Here is a 16,104-nt window from a genome sequence, read left to right as displayed (position 1 = left end):
CAGTTGCGGGTGTGCGGATTGAACCTGCGAGAAAAGCCCTAGCCGACTTGGCGTTCGGCGGTCGCGCGCCCGGGGGCTCGACCGTTGCCGGGAGGCGCTCCCAAGGCGGCCGCGAGTTCGTCGGCCTCTTCCTCGTCGGAGTTGACCTGTTCCAGCGCGAGCCGGGCGAAGACCCACTGCTCGGTTGCCGCCATCTGGCCGCGGCTGCGGCCGAGGAAGGACACGAACCACTGGATGACGGTGATCAGGCGACTCCGGTAGCCGACCAGGTAGTACAGGTGCAGGCCCAGCCAGGCCAGCCAGGCCAGGAACCCGCCGAACTCCAGCTTGCCGATCTGGCACACGGCGTTGAACCGCGAGATCGTCGCCATGGAGCCCTTGTTGAAGTATTTGAACGGCTTACGGTCTTCGGGCCGTGCGCCTTTCAGGCCCGCCTTGATCGCCTTGGCCGCGTAGGTGGCGCCCTGGATCGCGCCCTGCGCCATGCCGGGGACGCCGGGGACCGACATCAGATCGCCGACCACGAAGACGTTGGGGTGACCCTTGAGGGTCAGGTCGGGCTCGACGACGACGCGTCCGGCACGGTCGACCTCGGTGCCCTCGGAGCGTTCGGCCAGCATCTTGCCCAGCGGGCTGCCCTGCACACCGGCCGACCACACCTTGGTGGAGGACTCGATACGCCGGATGGTCCCGTCGGAATCCTTGACCGTGACACCGTGCGCGTCGACATCGGTGACCATGGCGTTCAGCTGGATCTCGACGCCCATCTTCTCCAGCTTGCGCTGGGCTTGGCCGCCGAGCTTGGGGCCCATCGGGCCGAGCACAGCGCCCGCGCCCTCGACCAGGATGACACGGGCGTCGCGCGGATCGATATTGCGGAAGGTGCCTTCGAGCGTGCGATCGGCGAGTTCGGCGATCTGCCCGGCCAACTCGACGCCGGTCGGGCCGGCGCCGATCACCACGAAGGTGAGCAGGCGGTCCCGCATCTCCTGGGTCGTCGCCAGCTCGGCGCCCTCGAACGCGCCCAAAATGCGGCCGCGCAGTTCGAGCGCGTCGTCGATGGTCTTCATGCCGGGCGCGTAGGTGGCGAACTGATCGTTGCCGAAGTAGGACTGCTGCGCGCCGGTCGCCACGATCAGGCTGTCGAAGGGGGTGACCGTCTCCTGGTTCAGCAGCAGCGAGGTGACCGTCTTGTTCTGCAGGTCGATGTCGACGACATCGCCGAGCAGCACCTGCGCGTTGCGCTGCTTGCGCAGCACCAGGCGGGTGGCGGGCGCGATCTCGCCGACCGACAGGATGCCGGTGGCCACCTGGTACAGCAGCGGCTGGAAGAGGTGGGTGGAGGTCTTGGAGATCAGGGTGACGTCGACGTCTGCGCGCTTGAGGTGCTTGGTGCCGAACAGGCCACCGAACCCCGAACCGATCACCACCACCTTGTGACGACGGTTCTCGACAGCTTCTGTGCTCATCGCCGGTTGCTCCTCGAAAGACCTGGGGTTCGTCCCCCGCGAACGGTAACTGACCAAGCTCAACCGTAGTCGGTTGTGCGTGAACCCGATCCACTGGGCGCTTGAACAGAATACGATGAACCCCCTCGTTCCTGGAGGTTTGTCATGGTCGGCAAGGTCCGTGTCTCGGAGAACACAGCGCTTATCGACATTCCGGACGAACATGTGATCGATCGGCTGCTGCGCCGTCTTCCGGAGCGGCCGCGCGTACTCGCCTCGCCGCCCGCGGCCAGTGCGGCGACCGCGGTGCGCGGCGATATCGGACTGCCCTACCTGGGGCGTTCACTGCAGTACCTGCGCTGGGGTCCGGCGGAGCTGATGGATCGGCATCGCCGGTACGGACCGGTGGCGATGGCGCGATCGCTCGGTGTCGAGCGGGTGCTGGTCACCGGGCCCGAGGCGATCGATCAGGTGCTCGGTGTCCGGCGCCGGGATTTCGGGCAGGGCTGGAACTATTTCATCGGCCCGTTCTTCGGGCGTGGGCTGCTGTTGCTCGAATTCGACGAGCACATGTTCCATCGGCGGATCATGCAGCAGGCCTTCACCCGCGAGCGGCTCGAAGCGCACCTCGGTGCGCTGGTGCCGGTGGCGCGGACGGCGGTCTCGAAGTGGGTGCCCGAAGGTGCGGGCAGTGCGACTGTGCGCCTGTATCCGACGATCAAGGATCTGACCCTGGAAATCGCGGGGGAGACGTTCATGGCCGTCGATGTGGGCCCGCGCAGGCGCGAACTCATCGATGCGTTCATCGCGTGCACACATGCGGGGCTTGCCTTCATCCGGTATCCGGTACCGGGTGGACGCTGGCGCGCCGGGCTGCGGGGACGCCGAGTGCTCGAGCAGTACTTCACCGAAATGCTGCCGGCGAAGCGGCGTGTCGAGTCACCGGATTTCTTCTCCGGACTGTGCCATGCGCGCAGCGCCGACGGCGCGGTGTTCAGCGACGCCGACGTGGTCAACCACATGATCTTCCTGATCATGGCCGCGCACGACACCACCACGACGACCGCCACCGCCGTCACCTATTACCTGGGCAAACACCCGGAATGGCAACAGCGGGTGCGGGCGGAGGTACTGGCCGCGGGCGAGCTCTCGACGATCGACGAGCTGGATCGGCTGCCCGACCTCGATCTGGTGATCAAAGAAAGCCTGCGGTTGATGCCGCCAGTGCCCGCCTTCGTGCGCCGGGCCGTGCGCGACACCGAGATCCTCGGCCGCTACATCCCGGCGGGCACCCCGGTCGACCTGGCTTATCACGTCAATCACATGCTGCCCGAGTTATGGACCCGGCCGGAGGTTTTCGACCCCGAGCGGTTCGGCCCGCACCGGCGTGAGGACAAATCGCACCGGCTGGCGTGGGTGCCGTTCGGGGCCGGGGCGCACAAGTGCATCGGCATGCACTTCGGGACGTTCGAGGTGAAAACCCTCGTCGCCGAAATGGTGCGCGCCTACGAGTGGAGCCTGCCCGCGGACTATCGGATGCCGTGGGGTTTCACCACGATTCCGTTCCCGCGGGACGACGCTCCGGTGACGTTGCACCGGCGGGCTAGCGCCCCTTGAGCAGCATTTCGGCGACCTTGGTGTCGGTGTCCGCGCCCTCGGTGTAGCCGCCGTCCGCGCCCAGCGAGCTCATGATCGCGAGGGTGTAGCGCTCATCCGGGCCCGCGAAGCCGACCGAGTTGACCACCCAGCCGCCCTCCTCGGCCGACCAGCCGTTCTTCAGGCCGGGCCGCATCTGCGCGCCCGCGCCCCAGACGCCCCAGTGCTGGTTGTAGTCCACCGAGCGCATCCGGTCCAGCAGATAGGCGCGGTCGTCGGGGTGCATGCGGGTGAGCACGTAGTCCATCAGGCGATCGAGGTCGGCGACGGTGCACTTCTGGAACGACCAGTCCGGGAACAACGCGGTCGTGGTCGGCTGCGGCACCAGGCTCACCATGCCGTTGGCGCGGAACGCGTTGTTGAAGGCCATGCGATCGAAGCCGGCGTACTTCTGCCAGAGGATATCGGCGGCGGTGTCGTTGGAGGTGGCCAGCATCGACTCCAGCAGTCCGCGGTCTTCCGGGCTGAGCGCGATCGCGCCGACCCGGGCGCGGTTGAGCAGGTCGACCGCGATGGCGAGTTTGATGGTGGAGGCGGTCCACACCGGGTTCTCCGCGTGCTCGTTGGCGTAGACGCCGCCGGAGACGCGGTCGCGGACGATGTAACCGGTGACGCCGGGGCGGGATTTGAGGTAGGCGTCGACGCGATCTATGCGGTTGCTCAGATCGGCGTCGAACCCGGGGATCACCCGGGTCAGCGCTGGTGGCGCGGCCTGGGCGTGCGGCAGCAGCGCGGGCGCGGTGGGAAGGAGGACCGCCGCGGCGGCGAGGACACAAGCGGATGCGGCCACGCGGGGAAGTGCACCGGTGCCGGCGAAGGGGTAACGCACGAGGGAACACATTGGCACATCGGCCCGCATCACGCACGTCTTGAGCTCGGCGCGGCGCTGTGTTATTCGCGACGCTACCGATTCCGCAATCCGGTTCGGGCCGAGCCGAATTCAGCGGAAGGCGGCCAGCAACTCTTCGACGGTGCGGCCGTTGAGGCGATAGCAGTGCTCGAAAGCCTCGGTGTGCCGGTCCCGCGGCCAGGTCTGTAGGACAACGGCGCGGCCGTAGAAACCCGAGTTGACCAACTCCCAGCGATCTCCGACGCGGCGGACCGTGAATCCGGCTCTCGGAACCAGGGCAATCACCTTCGCAGTCATTGACGCGAACCAGCCTTTCGATCCAGCTTCCCGTCCTCCCCGGTTGAGCACTGTCGCACATCGATTCGCGCGAACAGACGTGACACGGCCGAGAAAAGCGTTCGCGTGTGGCTTAATTCACTCACTCGGGCCGGGCCGGTGTGGTTGCGGGGGAGTCGCTGGCGTATAAACAACCAATGCCGCTGCACATCCACCGTGCCGAGCGCGCCGACATCCTGGCCGATTCGCTCGCCGCGCTGTTGGCGACGCCGCTGACCGACCCGTTCGCCGCCGACGTGGTGGCGGTACCGGCCAAAGGCGTGGAACGGTGGCTCACGCAACGACTTTCGACGGTGCTGGGGGTGACGGGGCCGTCCTCGGCCGACGGCGTCGCGGCGAATATCCGGTTCCCGTCACCGTCCGGCCTGGTCGCCGAGGTCCTCGCGGCGGCCGGTGGTGTGCGGCCCGAGGATGATCCGTGGGCTCCGGAACGTCTCGTCTGGACGCTGCTGCGGGTGATCGACGCGGCGCTGTCCGAACCGTGGTGCGCGGTGCTGGCCCGGCACCTCGGTGCGACCGAACCGACCGGTCGTGACCATCGGGTCGGCCGGCGCTACGCCACCGCCGCCCGGATCGCGGCCCTCTTCGACAGCTATGGTGCGCAACGCCCGGCCCTGATCGACGAGTGGGCGGCCGGTGCGGACACCGACGGCGCCGGCCACCCGGTCCCCGACGATCTGCTGTGGCAACCGGCGCTGTGGCGCCGGTTGCGCGCCGAGGTGGGTGCGCCCAGCCCCGCCGAACGCCTCGAAGCCGCCTGCGCCCGTCTGCGTGCCGAACCCGCCGCTGTGCAGCTGCCGCAACGTCTTTCGGTGTTCGGCGCCACCCGCCTGCCCGCCGACCAGCTGGCGGTGCTGTCCGCGCTGGGCGAAGGACGCGACGTGCACCTGTGGCTCGCCCACCCGAGCCCCGCGATGTGGTCGACGCTCGCGCAACTGCCGCCGGCGAGCTCCCGGGCCGCGGACACCACCACTACCGCCGTCGACCACCCGCTGCTGGCGGGTTTGGCCCGCGACGTCCGGGAACTGCAACAGCGTTTGCACGCGATCGGCGCACCGATTCTGACCGGCGAGCAGCCGAATCCGAAAGGGCCAGGACAGGATTCGCCGATTGGCGTCCAGTCCGAAAGCGAAAGTTCGCCTGCCGTGTCTACGGTGTCGCCGCACCCGGCTTCGGGCGAGTCCGGCTCGACGCTGCTGAGCGCGATTCAGGCGGGGATTCGCGACGACCGGTGGCCGCCCGCGCCGGGGGCGTACGCGGCGGATGGCAGCTTCCAGGTGCACGCGTGTCACGGGCCGACGCGGCAGGTGGAGGTGCTGCGGGAGTGCCTGCTCGGTCTGTTCGCCGCCGATCCGACGCTGGAACCGCGGGACGTGCTGATCATGTGTCCGGAGGTCGAGGCGTACGCGCCGCTGGTGCGGGCGGCCTTCGGAGCCACGGGATCGGCTGAGGGCATGCGGGATTCGGCGCATCCCGCGCATCAGTTGCGGGTACGGCTGGCCGATCGGGGGCGCGGGGTCACCAATCCGATGCTCGCGGTGATCGCGACCCTGCTGGAACTGGCGGACGGACGGGTCACGGTGACCCAGGTGCTGGATCTGGCCGCATCCGAAACCGTGCGCCGCCGTTGCGGTTTCGACGACGACGCGATCGAACGGTTGCGGGAGTGGGCCGCGGCGTCCGGGGCGCGATGGGGGATCGGGCAGCGGCAGCGGCAGGCATTCGGGCTCGCCGATTTCGCGCAGAACACCTTGAACGCGGCCGTCGACCGGATCCTGCTGGGTGTCACCGCCGACGAAAGTGCCGACGACTGGCTGGATTTGGCTTTGCCCCTGGGTGACGTGGACTCCGGTGACGTGGATCTGGCGGGGCGCTTCGCCGAGTTCGTCGACCGGCTCGCGGTGTGCCTGCGCGACCTGCGGGGACCGCGTCCGGCCGGCGAATGGGCCGCGGTGCTGGCGCGTGCGCTCGACCTGCTCACCGACGTACCCGACCGGGATGCCTGGATTCGCGCGGAAGCCCGCCGCGAACTGACCGCCGCCACCGAGCACGCCGGAGACGTGCAGCTCCGGCTGCCCGATGTCGGTGTGCTGCTGGCGAACCGGCTCGCCGCCCGGCCGACCCGCGCGAACTTCCGCACCGGTGAGCTGACCGTCGCCACCATGACGCCGATGCGGTCGGTGCCGCACCGGGTGGTGGTGCTGCTCGGACTCGACGACGATGTCTTCCCGAGGGCGGGCGGTATCGACGGCGACGACGTGCTGGCCCGCCATCCGCTGCTGGGCGAACGCGATCCCCGCAGCGAGGACCGCCAGCTGCTGCTGGACGCGATCATGGCCGCGCAGGACAAGCTGCTGCTGTTCCATACCGGCGCGGATCCGGTCACCGGCACCAAGCGCCCGCCCGCCATCCCGGTCGCCGAGATCCTCGACGCCGTGCGCGGCTATCTCGGTGACGACGCCGACAAGGTGCTGATCCGGCATCCGCTGCAGAGTTTCGACAGCCGGAACTTCCACGCGGACAAGCCGTTCAGCTTCGATGCCGTCGCGCTGGCCGGTGCCGTGGCCGCCGCCGCGCCGCCGCGTCCCCGCCCGGCCTTCCTGCCCGCGCCGCTGCCCGCTCCCGACCTCGCCGATGTCGCCCTGAACGACCTGATGTCCTTCGCCGAGCATCCCCTCCGCGCGTTCCTGTGGCAGCGCCTGGGCCTGCGCGTGCCCGAGCACGACGAGGACATCGCCGATCGCCTGCCGATCGAACTCGACGGCCTCGCGAAATGGGAACTGGGCGAACGCATGCTGACTGCTCGCCTCACCGGCGCCGACCCCGCCGGTCTGCGCGCCGCGGAATGGCGGCGCGGCACGCTGCCTCCCTTCGGCCTGGGCGGCGCCGTGCTCGACGACATCGAGCACACCGTCGACAAATTGGTGCGTGCCGCACTCCCCGAATACGAAAGTCCCGCCCGCGCGGTCGATATCGCCATCGATCTCGGCGGCGGCCGCCGGCTTACCGGCACGGTTCCCGAGGTGCACGGCGAGACGCTGGTGCGCACCACCTTCTCCCGCCTCGCCCCGAAACACCGCATCTCCGCCTGGGTAGCCCTGCTCGCCCTCGCCGCCACCGAGGACCGGTCCTGGCGCGCGGTCACCACCGGTCGCGGCCAATTCCATCGTCCCGCTTGGCGTTCCATTCTGACCGCCCCCGATCGCCCCGCCGCCGTCGCCGCCTTGCGCGAGCTCGTCAAACTTCGCGACGCGGGCCTGTGCGAACCGCTCCCGATCACACCCACCGCTACCGCCGCGTACGCCGAACGCCGCTTCCGTGGTTCTTCGGTGGAGGAAGCGATCACCTCCGCCGAACGCGAATTCAACGGCGGCCCCAACGGTCCCGCCGCATTCGGTGACCACACCGACCGCCACCTCCGCTACATCTGGGGTCCCGCTCCACGCCTCGACGACCTCATGTCCGCTCCCGCCCCAGCGGGCGAACCGGGCGAGACCACCCTGTTCGGCGCGCTTGCCCGCCGCCTCTGGGTCCCGCTTCTCGCCGCCGAGACCCAGGGGCAGCCGTGATCGCCGTGAGTCGCTGTCGTGCGGGTGACGGCATGATCAACAAGGACACGCGGGCGGGGGTGCCGAGCGGCCGGGGCGGCGGATGGTTCGATCGGGGTGGGTTGTGCGTTGCCGAACGGGAAGTGGGGTCGCCGATGCCTGGTGTCGGGTGGTGTAGCCGATGACTGTGCAGGATCTGGCGTTCGCGGCCGAGGAGTTGGCGGAGCCGGGGCGGTTCGACGCGTTCGGGGCGCTGCCCAGCGGGACCACCGTGCTGGAAGCCAGTGCGGGAACCGGGAAGACACATGCCATCGTGGGATTGGCGGTGCGGTATGTGGCCGAGCTCGGGGTCGATGTTTCGCAGTTGTTGCTGGTGACGTTCAGCCGGGCCGCGACGCAGGAGTTGCGAGAGCGAGCGCGGGACCGGTTCGTGGTGGTGGCGGCCGCGCTGGCGGATCCGGAGTTGGCGCGGGCGCACCGGGACGAACTGGTACGGCATCTGGCGCAGACGGATCCGGCGGAAGTGCGCCGCCGGCGGGAGCGGTTGCTGGTCGCGTTGTCTGATTTCGCCGCGGGCACCATCGTGACCACGCACAGTTTCTGCCAGCGAATGCTCGATGAACTCGGGTTGGCGGGTGAGCACGATCCGGGCGCGCGACTGGTCGAAACCGTCGACGAGGTCGTGCTGACCGCGGCCGACGATCTCTACCTGCATCGGTACGCGCGCACCGAACCACCGTTCTCGCTGAAGGAGGCGCACACCCTGGCGCTGGCCGCGGTGCGCGACCGGCATGCGCGCCTGGCTCCGGAAGGGGACGGCGCGACCGGGCAGCGGGTCGCGTTCGCCGCCGCCGTGCGCGCGGAAACCGAACGCCGCAAACGACTTTCGGGCCTGCGCGATTTCGACGACCTGCTGGTCCTGCTGCACGACGTGCTCGCCGATCCCGAGCACGGGCCGCGCGCCCGCGCGCGCATCCGCGACCGGTACCGCGTGGCGCTGGTCGACGAGTTCCAGGACACCGACCCGCTCCAGTGGGACATCCTGCGGCTGGCCTTCCATGGGCACACGACGATGGTCCTGGTCGGCGATCCGAAACAGGCCATCTACGCCTTCCGCGGCGCGGAAGTGCTCAGTTACCTCGACGCTGTCGCGCACGCCGACCACCGCTGCGAACTCGACACCAACTGGCGCAGCGACGCCGGGTTGCTCGCCGCCCTGGATCACCTGCACGGCGGAGCGGCGCTGGGGCACAAGGAGATCACCGTCTATCCGGTGGCCGCGACCCGGCCGTGGACGCGCCTGTCCGGTCCCGCCGACCTCATCACGCCGTTGCGGGTGCGCTGCCTGCCGCGCACCGGAGCGGGCGCGCTCAACAAGTCCGGCTTCCCCGCGGTGGGCCGGCTGCGGGCCAAGGTCGCCGAGGATCTGGCCGCCGACATCGTGCGCCTGCTCGAATCCGGGACCTCGATCGCCGAGGGGCCCGCTCCGGACGCGCGATCGGCGCAAACCGGTACGCGTCCCGCCGGTGCGCCGGCGGACGCCGACACCACGCTCGGGGTACCCCGTCGTCCGCTCGGGCCGGGCGATATCGCGGTACTGGTGCGGACCCGGTCCCAAATCGACGTCGTACGAGCCGCTTTGGACAAGGTGGGCGTCGCATCGGTGCTGGCGGGCGGTACGAGTGTCTTCGCGACCGGCAGCGCCACCGATTGGCTGTGGGTGCTGCGGGCGCTGGAACAGCCGCACCGCTCCGATCGGGTGCGACTGGCGGCGTGCACTCCGCTGTTCGGTGTCACGGCCGCTGAAATCGACAGTGGCGGAGCGGATCTGGTCGGCCGGGTGAGTGCGCAGCTGCGTGACGCCGGTCGGTTGTTCGCTCGCGCCGGTTTCGCCGCCGTCTTCGAAAAGCTCTCGGCCGAAACGGGTCTGGCTCAACGCCTGCTCACGGTGGAGAACGGGGAACGCGAGCTCACTGATCTGCGCCATATCGCCCAACTGCTGGACCAGGTGGCACTCACCGAGGGATTGGGCTTGACCGCGTTGACCCGCTGGCTCACCGATCGGGTGCGCGACCCCGCCTCCGGCGCGGTGGCCGACCGCAGCCGCCGCCTGGACCGCGACGCCGCCGCCGTGCAGATCGCCACCGTGCATGCCAGCAAAGGGCTCGAATTCCCGGTCGTGTACCTGCCTTTCGCCTGGGACAGCGCGAAGAATCCGTACCCGGCGACGCTGCTGTTCCACGATGACACCGGCGCCCGCGTCCTCGATGTCGGTGGCCAGGAGGCCCCCGGTTTCGCGGAACGCAAACTGCGCAGCGAGGCCGAGGAGGCGGGGGAGGAACTGCGCCTGCTCTACGTCGCGTTGACCCGTGCCATGTGTCAGGTCGTCGCCTGGTGGGCGCCCGCGATCACCACCGCGGCGGCGCCCCTGCACCGGATGATTCTCGGCCGTCCGGACGGCGGCGACATCGTCCCGAACCGCGCCTCGGTGCCCGCCGACGCGGTTGCGCTGCAAAAGATTTCGGCCTGGGCGGCCACGGCCCCCGAGGCGATCTCGGTGATCGGTGTGGATACCGCCGAAGCGGTGGAACTCCGCCGCGTCCGCGACGATCGGAGCACCGGCGACCTCGCCGCCGCGCGTTTCGATCGCGCGCTGGACCAGCACTGGCGGCGCACCTCCTACTCGGCGCTGACCGCCGGCGCCCATGACATCGCGCCCGGCGTCGAACCGGAGGACGAGCACGGCGCCACCGACGAACCCGCCACCCCGCTGCTCGACGACACCGAACTGCCCACCGCCGCACCCTCATTGATGAACGCGCTGCCCTACGGCGCGGATTTCGGCACCCTCGTGCACGGTGTCCTGGAGATGATCGACCGCGACGCACCCGATCTCGCCGTCGAGGTGCACACCCGCTGCCGCACCGCTATCGACGAACTCATGGCCGACATCGATCCGGCCCTGCTCGGCACCGCTCTGCTCGGCGTGCTGCGCACGCCGCTCGGATTCGGCACGCTCGCGGATATTTCCGGTCGCGACCAACTCAACGAGCTCGAATTCGAACTGCCCCTGTCCGGCGGCGACACCCCCGCGGCGCGTGCCGCCACACTGCGCCAGATCGCCGATCTACTGCGCGAATACCTGCCCGCCGACGACGAGTTCCGCCCCTACGCCGACCACCTGGCCGGCCTGGACGATATCCCGCTGCGCGGCTACCTCACCGGCAGTATCGACGCCGTACTGCGGGTGACCGACAACGCCACGGCCGCACCGCGTTTCGTCATCGTCGACTACAAGACGAACCGGCTCGGCCTCGGCGACCTCACGGTCGACCACTACACCCGCGACCGCATGTGTGCCGAGATGCAGCGCTCGCACTATCCCCTGCAGGCGCTGCTGTACTCCGTCGCCCTGCACCGTTACCTGCGCTGGCGGCTGCCCGCCTACGATCCCGCCCGTCATCTGGGTGGCTGCTGCTACCTCTTCGTTCGCGGCATGATCGGCCCGGAAACCCCACCCGGGCGCGGCGTCTTCGACTGGAACCCGCCCGCGGCCCTGATCGTCGCCCTGTCGGATCTTCTTGCCGGAGAGGCGAAACGGTGCGGCACCGATACTTCCGAAGGGTGACGCGATGACCTGGACCCAGCTCCTGCCGTGTGCTCCGGCCGACAAGGAGTCGGTCGGATGACGTCGATCCAGCTGGCACAGCGCGGGACCGGCCTGCTGCGGACCTTCAACGAGGCCGGGGTGCTGTCGGCCGCGGACGTGCATGTCGCTGTGCGGCTCGGCCGGCTCGGACGCGAGGAGTCCGAGCAGGTGCTCTTCGCGGCCGCGCTGGCGGTGCGCGCCGTGCGGTCGGGGTCGGTGTGCCTGGAGCTGGACCGCATGCGCGAGATCGGCATCGATGCCGATGAACGCTGGGAGGCGGGAACGGGCGTCGATCCGGCGACGCTGCCCTGGCCCGATATCGAGGCCGTGGTGGCCGCGCTGCACGCGAGCCCATTGGTGGTCGGCGGTCGAGCGGGTCCGTTGCGGCCGTTGCGGTTGGTGCCGGGTGACCGCGTCGGCGGTCCGCTGCTGTATCTGGATCGATACTTCCAGCAGGAGCAGACGATCCGGCGCGTGCTCACCGAACGGTCGGTAGGGCACCCCGTCGTCGATCCCGCGCTGGTGCGCCAGGAACTCGACCGCCTCTTCGACGGCCCGGCCGGTGTCGCCCCGGACCGGCAGCGACTGGCCGCGGCGCTGGCCGCGACCCACTGGACCACCGTGGTGGCGGGTGGCCCCGGCACCGGGAAGACCCACACGATCGCCCGCATTCTGGCGCTGCTCGACGCGCATCAGCGGTCGAACCCCAAACTGCCCACGCTGCGCATCGCGCTGGCCGCGCCGACCGGCAAGGCCGCGGCCCGGCTGCAGGAGGCCGTGCGCGAGCAAGCCGAACCGCTCGGGTTGCCCGAGCTCACCGCCTCCACCCTGCACCGCCTCCTCGGCTGGCAGCGCAGCCGTAGCACCCGGTTCAAATACCACGAGTTCAACCGCCTGCCCTACGACGTGATCGTCGTCGACGAAACCTCCATGGTGTCGCTGACCATGATGAGCAGCCTGCTGGCCGCGTTGCGCCCCGACACCCGCCTGGTACTGGTGGGTGACCCCGACCAGTTGGCCTCGGTCGACGCGGGCGCGGTGCTCGCCGACCTGGTCGCGGGACCCGTTGCCGGGGAACCCAATCCGGTGCTGGAGCAGGTGCTCGACGCGGATTCCGGCGAGCAGCACGCGGAATCGCTGACCGCGCTGGAGCGTACCCGCCTGCGCGGCGGTATCGTCCGCCTCACCCGCGGTCGCCGTTTCGGCGGGAAGATCGCCGATCTCGCGGTCGCGGTCCGCGCGGGCGATGCCGACACCGCGCTCGACCTGTTGCGCGCGGGCGGGCCCGAATTGTCCCTGTGCGGACCGGAGGACACCAAACCGGTCCGCGCGGAGGTGATCACGGCGGCGCGTGCGGTCACCGACGCCGCACTCGGCGGTGACGCGGCCGGCGCGCTGACCGCGCTGGAATCGCATCGCCTGCTCTGCGCGCACCGCCAGGGCCCGTTCGGTGTCGAACGCTGGGATCGGATGGCCGCCGACTGGGCCGCGGCCGGGGGAGCGGGGTCCGAATCCCCCCTGGCCCCTTGGTATCCCGGTCAGCCGCTCTTGGTCACCGCCAACGACCACGAGGCGCGAATCTACAACGGTGACACCGGCGTGATCGTGCGGCTGCCGGACGGCTCACTGCGTGCCGCACTTCAGCGCGGTAGCGAACCGTACCTCGTGCACCCCACCCAATTCCCGGCCGTGGTCACAGTGTTCGCGATGACCATCCACCGCAGCCAGGGCAGTCAGTACGACACCGTCTCCGTGGTGCTCCCGGAACCCGAATCCACCTTGCTGACAAGGGAACTGCTCTACACCGCCATCACCCGCGCGCGCCGTCACGTCCGGATCATCGGCACCGACGAATCGATCCGGGCCGCCATCGCCCGCCGCGTCCTGCGCGCCAGCGGCCTGTCCCGCGACATCGGGTCGTGAACGCTGATGCCTCGGCGTAACGGGTAGCGCGGCTCAGCTCAGGTCGAACAGCCGGGCGCCGTTGTCGTGCAGCACCCGGCGCAGCCACTCGTCGCCGAGATCGAGTCGTTCCACGGCGTAGACCTGATGGGCGTAGGGGTAGGGGATATTCGGGAAGTCGCTGCCGAACAGGATGCGGTCGCCCAGGTCGAGCAGGCGAGGCCGTTCGGACGCCGGGTACGGCGCGTCCTGCTCGCTGAAATCGGTCCAGACCATGGTGGTGTCCAGGTACACGCCCTCGTATCGCTGTGCCAGGTCCAAGAATTCGGAGTATTCGGGCGTGCCCATGTGCGCGACGATCATCCGCAGTCGCGGAAACCGCCGCAGCAGAGCGGCGATGGGCTCCGGTCCGGTGAACGTCCCCGGGGCCGGACCGGAGCCACAGTGGATGAGCGCCGGAATCCCCGCCTCCTCCAGCAGGCCCCACACCGGCCGCAGCAGCGGATCGCCGGGGTGGAAGTCACCGACCTGGATGTGCACCTTGAAGATTCGTGCACCCGCCTCGAGTGCCGCTTCCACATAGGAGTCCGCGCCGTGTTCCGGGTAGAAGGTGGCGGCGGGCAGGCAATCGGGTGTGCGCGCGGCGAAGTCGGCGGTCCACTCGTTGAGCCAGGCCGCCATATCCGGCTTGTGTGGATACACCAGCGAACTGAAGGCGCGAACACCGAAGCCGCGCAACGTCTTCAGCCGGACCTGCTCATCGTCCCGATAGGTGATCGGCCACTCGCGACCGGTCAGCGGACCCGCCGAATCGAAGTACGCCCACACCTTGCGCATGACCTGCTCCGGCATGAAATGGGTGTGGACGTCGACGATGCCCGGCAGCCCGAGCCGGGTGCGGAGCTGGGGCAGGTAGTTGTCGTCGCGGTCGGCGGTCACCGGACCTCCTGGGTGGGGCGGGACATCCCGCCGACTGGGTAGAGCGCCCGGGCGAGTGCGGCGACCCGGGTGATGAGGCGGTCGAAGAACAGGTCGGGATCGGTGCCGATCACGATGTCGGCGTTGGGTTCCCGGCCCCACATGCCCGCCCAGTCGGCGACGGTGGCGCCGCGGGTCACGGTGCCGGCGAGCTCCACGTCGACGGTCGCGGGCCGGACCGCGGCCAGCGCCGGATCGAGCGCCACGGCGGCGGCGAACGGATCGTGCATGTGCGCGAGGTAGCCCTGGTTGTAGAGCCGATGGAACTCGAAGTAGAACCGCACCGCGTCACTGACGTGGCGCACGATCGGGTTGGACGCGGTCGACCGCGTCCCGGCCGGATCGGTCTCGGAGACGATTTCCGGCGGCAGGCTGCCGGCGAGCTCGGCGAGCCGTGCGAGGTGGCTCGGGTACATCTCGATGGTCTCGGTGATGTCGAGCGCGCACACGATCGGCCGGGACGGGGCCGTGCTGAAAGCGTCGAAGACCTCCTTGGCGGCCTCCGGATCGACGTGCACGTTCCACTCGTTGGTCGGTGTGGTGTTGCCGGGTTGGTTGAAGGCACCGCCCATGATCACCAGGCGGCGCAGCAGGCGCGGCAGAGCGGGTTCGATGCGCAGCGCGAGCGCGAGATTGGTCAGTGGACCGGTGCACAGGCCGATCAATTCGCCCGGATGCGCCCGAGCGAGTTCGATCCACATGTCCACGGCGGATCGGTCCGAGAGCGATCGCGCGGACTCCGGCAGCACGGCATATCCGACGCCTTGCGGGCCGTGGGTATCCTCGGTGGTACGCAAGGGAATCGCGACGGGTTCGGCCGCGCCCAGCGTGACCTCGATATTCGGCGCGCGGCACACATCCAGCCAGGCGAGATTGTTCGCCGCCACTTGCGCCGCCGGTACGTTCCCCGCGGTCGACGCGATCCCGACTATCTCGGCCTCGGGAGAGGCCAGCAGATACAGCAGGGCCAGAGAATCGTCGATTCCGGTGTCGACGTCCACGATGATCTTCTGCCGCACAGCTCGAGCCTAGCCGCCTGGGCGGATGGACTCGCGCAGGAGACCGTACGTGCCGCATCCAGCGACTGGCACGAACGTCTTGGACATTCGTCTTAGACGTGCGCTAGGGTGTCCGGATGGGAAACCGGGAAGATCTACTGGCGGGGGCGCGCAAGGCGATCATGGAGCGCGGCGTCGCGAAAACCACCGCTCGCGATATCGCGGCCGCGGCCGGAGTCAGCCTCGCGGCCATCGGCTACCACTTCGGTTCCAAGGAACGCCTGATCACCGAGGCGCTTTCGGAGGCACTGGGCACCGGTATCGGTGACGCGATGGAGGCGCTGATCCGTCAGACCGCCGGCCGCCCACTGCCCGAGGCCTTCGCGGCCATGGTGGACGGCCTTCCCGCCGTGTTCGCCGACAACCGGGAAGCGATGCTGGCCAGCCTGGAGAACATGCTGCGCGTCGCACGCTCGTCGGAATCCCAGGCTTTCATGGCCGACAGCATCCCGCAGGCCCACCGCGATATCGCGCAGTCGCTCACCGAGACACACCCGGGTCTGACCGCGGAACAGGCCGAAGAATTGGCCGGCCTGTACTTCACCCTGGCCCAGGGGATGTCGGTGCTGTGGGTGATGAGCGACGGCAAAGCCCTGCCGGCCGGATCGCGGCTGGTCGCGGCGATGACGGCCTGCGTCGCGGATCCGGCCGCGCCTTGAGCAGCGCGGATTCGGCTGGT

At 69.5% G+C, this 16,104-nt stretch carries 10 protein-coding genes; 5 read left to right on the top strand and 5 right to left on the bottom strand.

Annotated elements, in window-relative coordinates; translation table 11 throughout:
* Nucleotides 1-38: 38 nt before the first annotated feature.
* Nucleotides 39-1,469 (bottom strand): NAD(P)/FAD-dependent oxidoreductase, encoded by a 1,431-nt coding sequence (locus BJ987_RS26010; protein WP_209895087.1) that lies wholly within the window; start codon nucleotides 1,467-1,469, stop codon nucleotides 39-41.
* A gap of 144 nt (nucleotides 1,470-1,613) precedes the next feature.
* On the opposite strand from BJ987_RS26010, the gene BJ987_RS26005 reads away from it, so the two are divergent.
* On the top strand, nucleotides 1,614-3,065 hold the full coding sequence (locus BJ987_RS26005; protein ID WP_209895085.1) for a cytochrome P450: 1,452 nt from the start codon (nucleotides 1,614-1,616) through the stop codon (nucleotides 3,063-3,065).
* Here the strand turns inward: BJ987_RS26005 and BJ987_RS26000 are convergent.
* Nucleotides 3,052-3,945 carry a serine hydrolase gene (locus BJ987_RS26000; RefSeq protein ID WP_209895083.1) on the bottom strand — a complete coding sequence of 298 codons (894 nt, stop codon included), beginning with the start codon at nucleotides 3,943-3,945 and terminating at the stop codon, nucleotides 3,052-3,054. The two genes, BJ987_RS26005 and BJ987_RS26000, sit on opposite strands and share 14 nt — an antisense overlap.
* Before the next feature lie 99 nt (nucleotides 3,946-4,044).
* Nucleotides 4,045-4,251 carry a hypothetical protein gene (locus tag BJ987_RS25995; RefSeq protein WP_209895081.1) on the bottom strand — a complete coding sequence of 69 codons (207 nt, stop codon included), beginning with the start codon at nucleotides 4,249-4,251 and terminating at the stop codon, nucleotides 4,045-4,047.
* Between the two features lie 176 nt (nucleotides 4,252-4,427).
* On the opposite strand from BJ987_RS25995, the gene recC reads away from it, so the two are divergent.
* The 3 genes from recC to recD all read left to right on the top strand — a co-directional run bounded on the left by recC (nucleotide 4,428) and on the right by recD (nucleotide 13,410).
* On the top strand, nucleotides 4,428-7,859 hold the full coding sequence (gene recC, locus BJ987_RS25990) for an exodeoxyribonuclease V subunit gamma (protein WP_209895079.1): 3,432 nt from the start codon (nucleotides 4,428-4,430) through the stop codon (nucleotides 7,857-7,859).
* Between the two features lie 160 nt (nucleotides 7,860-8,019).
* On the top strand, nucleotides 8,020-11,466 hold the full coding sequence (locus tag BJ987_RS25985; protein ID WP_209895077.1) for a UvrD-helicase domain-containing protein: 3,447 nt from the start codon (nucleotides 8,020-8,022) through the stop codon (nucleotides 11,464-11,466).
* Between the two features lie 57 nt (nucleotides 11,467-11,523).
* Nucleotides 11,524-13,410 carry an exodeoxyribonuclease V subunit alpha gene (recD, locus tag BJ987_RS25980; protein ID WP_209895076.1) on the top strand — a complete coding sequence of 629 codons (1,887 nt, stop codon included), beginning with the start codon at nucleotides 11,524-11,526 and terminating at the stop codon, nucleotides 13,408-13,410.
* 33 nt (nucleotides 13,411-13,443) lie between these two features.
* On the opposite strand, the gene BJ987_RS25975 is transcribed toward recD, so the two are convergent.
* Nucleotides 13,444-14,328: an amidohydrolase family protein gene (locus tag BJ987_RS25975; protein ID WP_209895075.1), complete on the bottom strand. Its 885-nt coding sequence runs from the start codon at nucleotides 14,326-14,328 to the stop codon at nucleotides 13,444-13,446.
* On the bottom strand, nucleotides 14,325-15,386 hold the full coding sequence (locus tag BJ987_RS25970; RefSeq protein ID WP_209895074.1) for a nucleoside hydrolase: 1,062 nt from the start codon (nucleotides 15,384-15,386) through the stop codon (nucleotides 14,325-14,327). Before BJ987_RS25970 ends, BJ987_RS25975 begins: the two co-directional genes overlap by 4 nt.
* Nucleotides 15,387-15,502: 116 nt before the next feature.
* Here BJ987_RS25970 and BJ987_RS25965 point away from each other — a divergent pair, with 116 nt between their 5' ends.
* Complete coding sequence (locus tag BJ987_RS25965) at nucleotides 15,503-16,084, top strand: TetR family transcriptional regulator (RefSeq protein WP_209895073.1); 582 nt, start codon at nucleotides 15,503-15,505, stop codon at nucleotides 16,082-16,084.
* Nucleotides 16,085-16,104: the final 20 nt, after the last annotated feature.

It is taken from the genome of Nocardia goodfellowii (assembly GCF_017875645.1).
Lineage (GTDB): Bacteria > Actinomycetota > Actinomycetes > Mycobacteriales > Mycobacteriaceae > Nocardia > Nocardia goodfellowii.
This window is presented reverse-complemented; position numbering and strand designations above follow the sequence as displayed.

Excerpts from the sequence above, each read along its gene's own strand:
- BJ987_RS25985 (WP_209895077.1), top strand. The coding sequence starts at position 8,020 with ATGACTGTGCAGGATCTGGCGTTCGCGGCCGAGGAGTTGGCGGAGCCG.
- BJ987_RS26010 (WP_209895087.1), bottom strand. The coding sequence starts at position 1,469 with ATGAGCACAGAAGCTGTCGAGAACCGTCGTCACAAGGTGGTGGTGATC.
- BJ987_RS26000 (WP_209895083.1), bottom strand. The coding sequence starts at position 3,945 with ATGTGTTCCCTCGTGCGTTACCCCTTCGCCGGCACCGGTGCACTTCCC.
- BJ987_RS25965 (WP_209895073.1), top strand. The coding sequence starts at position 15,503 with ATGGGAAACCGGGAAGATCTACTGGCGGGGGCGCGCAAGGCGATCATG.
- recD (WP_209895076.1), top strand. The coding sequence starts at position 11,524 with ATGACGTCGATCCAGCTGGCACAGCGCGGGACCGGCCTGCTGCGGACC.
- recC (WP_209895079.1), top strand. The coding sequence starts at position 4,428 with ATGCCGCTGCACATCCACCGTGCCGAGCGCGCCGACATCCTGGCCGAT.
- BJ987_RS25995 (WP_209895081.1), bottom strand. The coding sequence starts at position 4,251 with ATGACTGCGAAGGTGATTGCCCTGGTTCCGAGAGCCGGATTCACGGTC.
- BJ987_RS26005 (WP_209895085.1), top strand. The coding sequence starts at position 1,614 with ATGGTCGGCAAGGTCCGTGTCTCGGAGAACACAGCGCTTATCGACATT.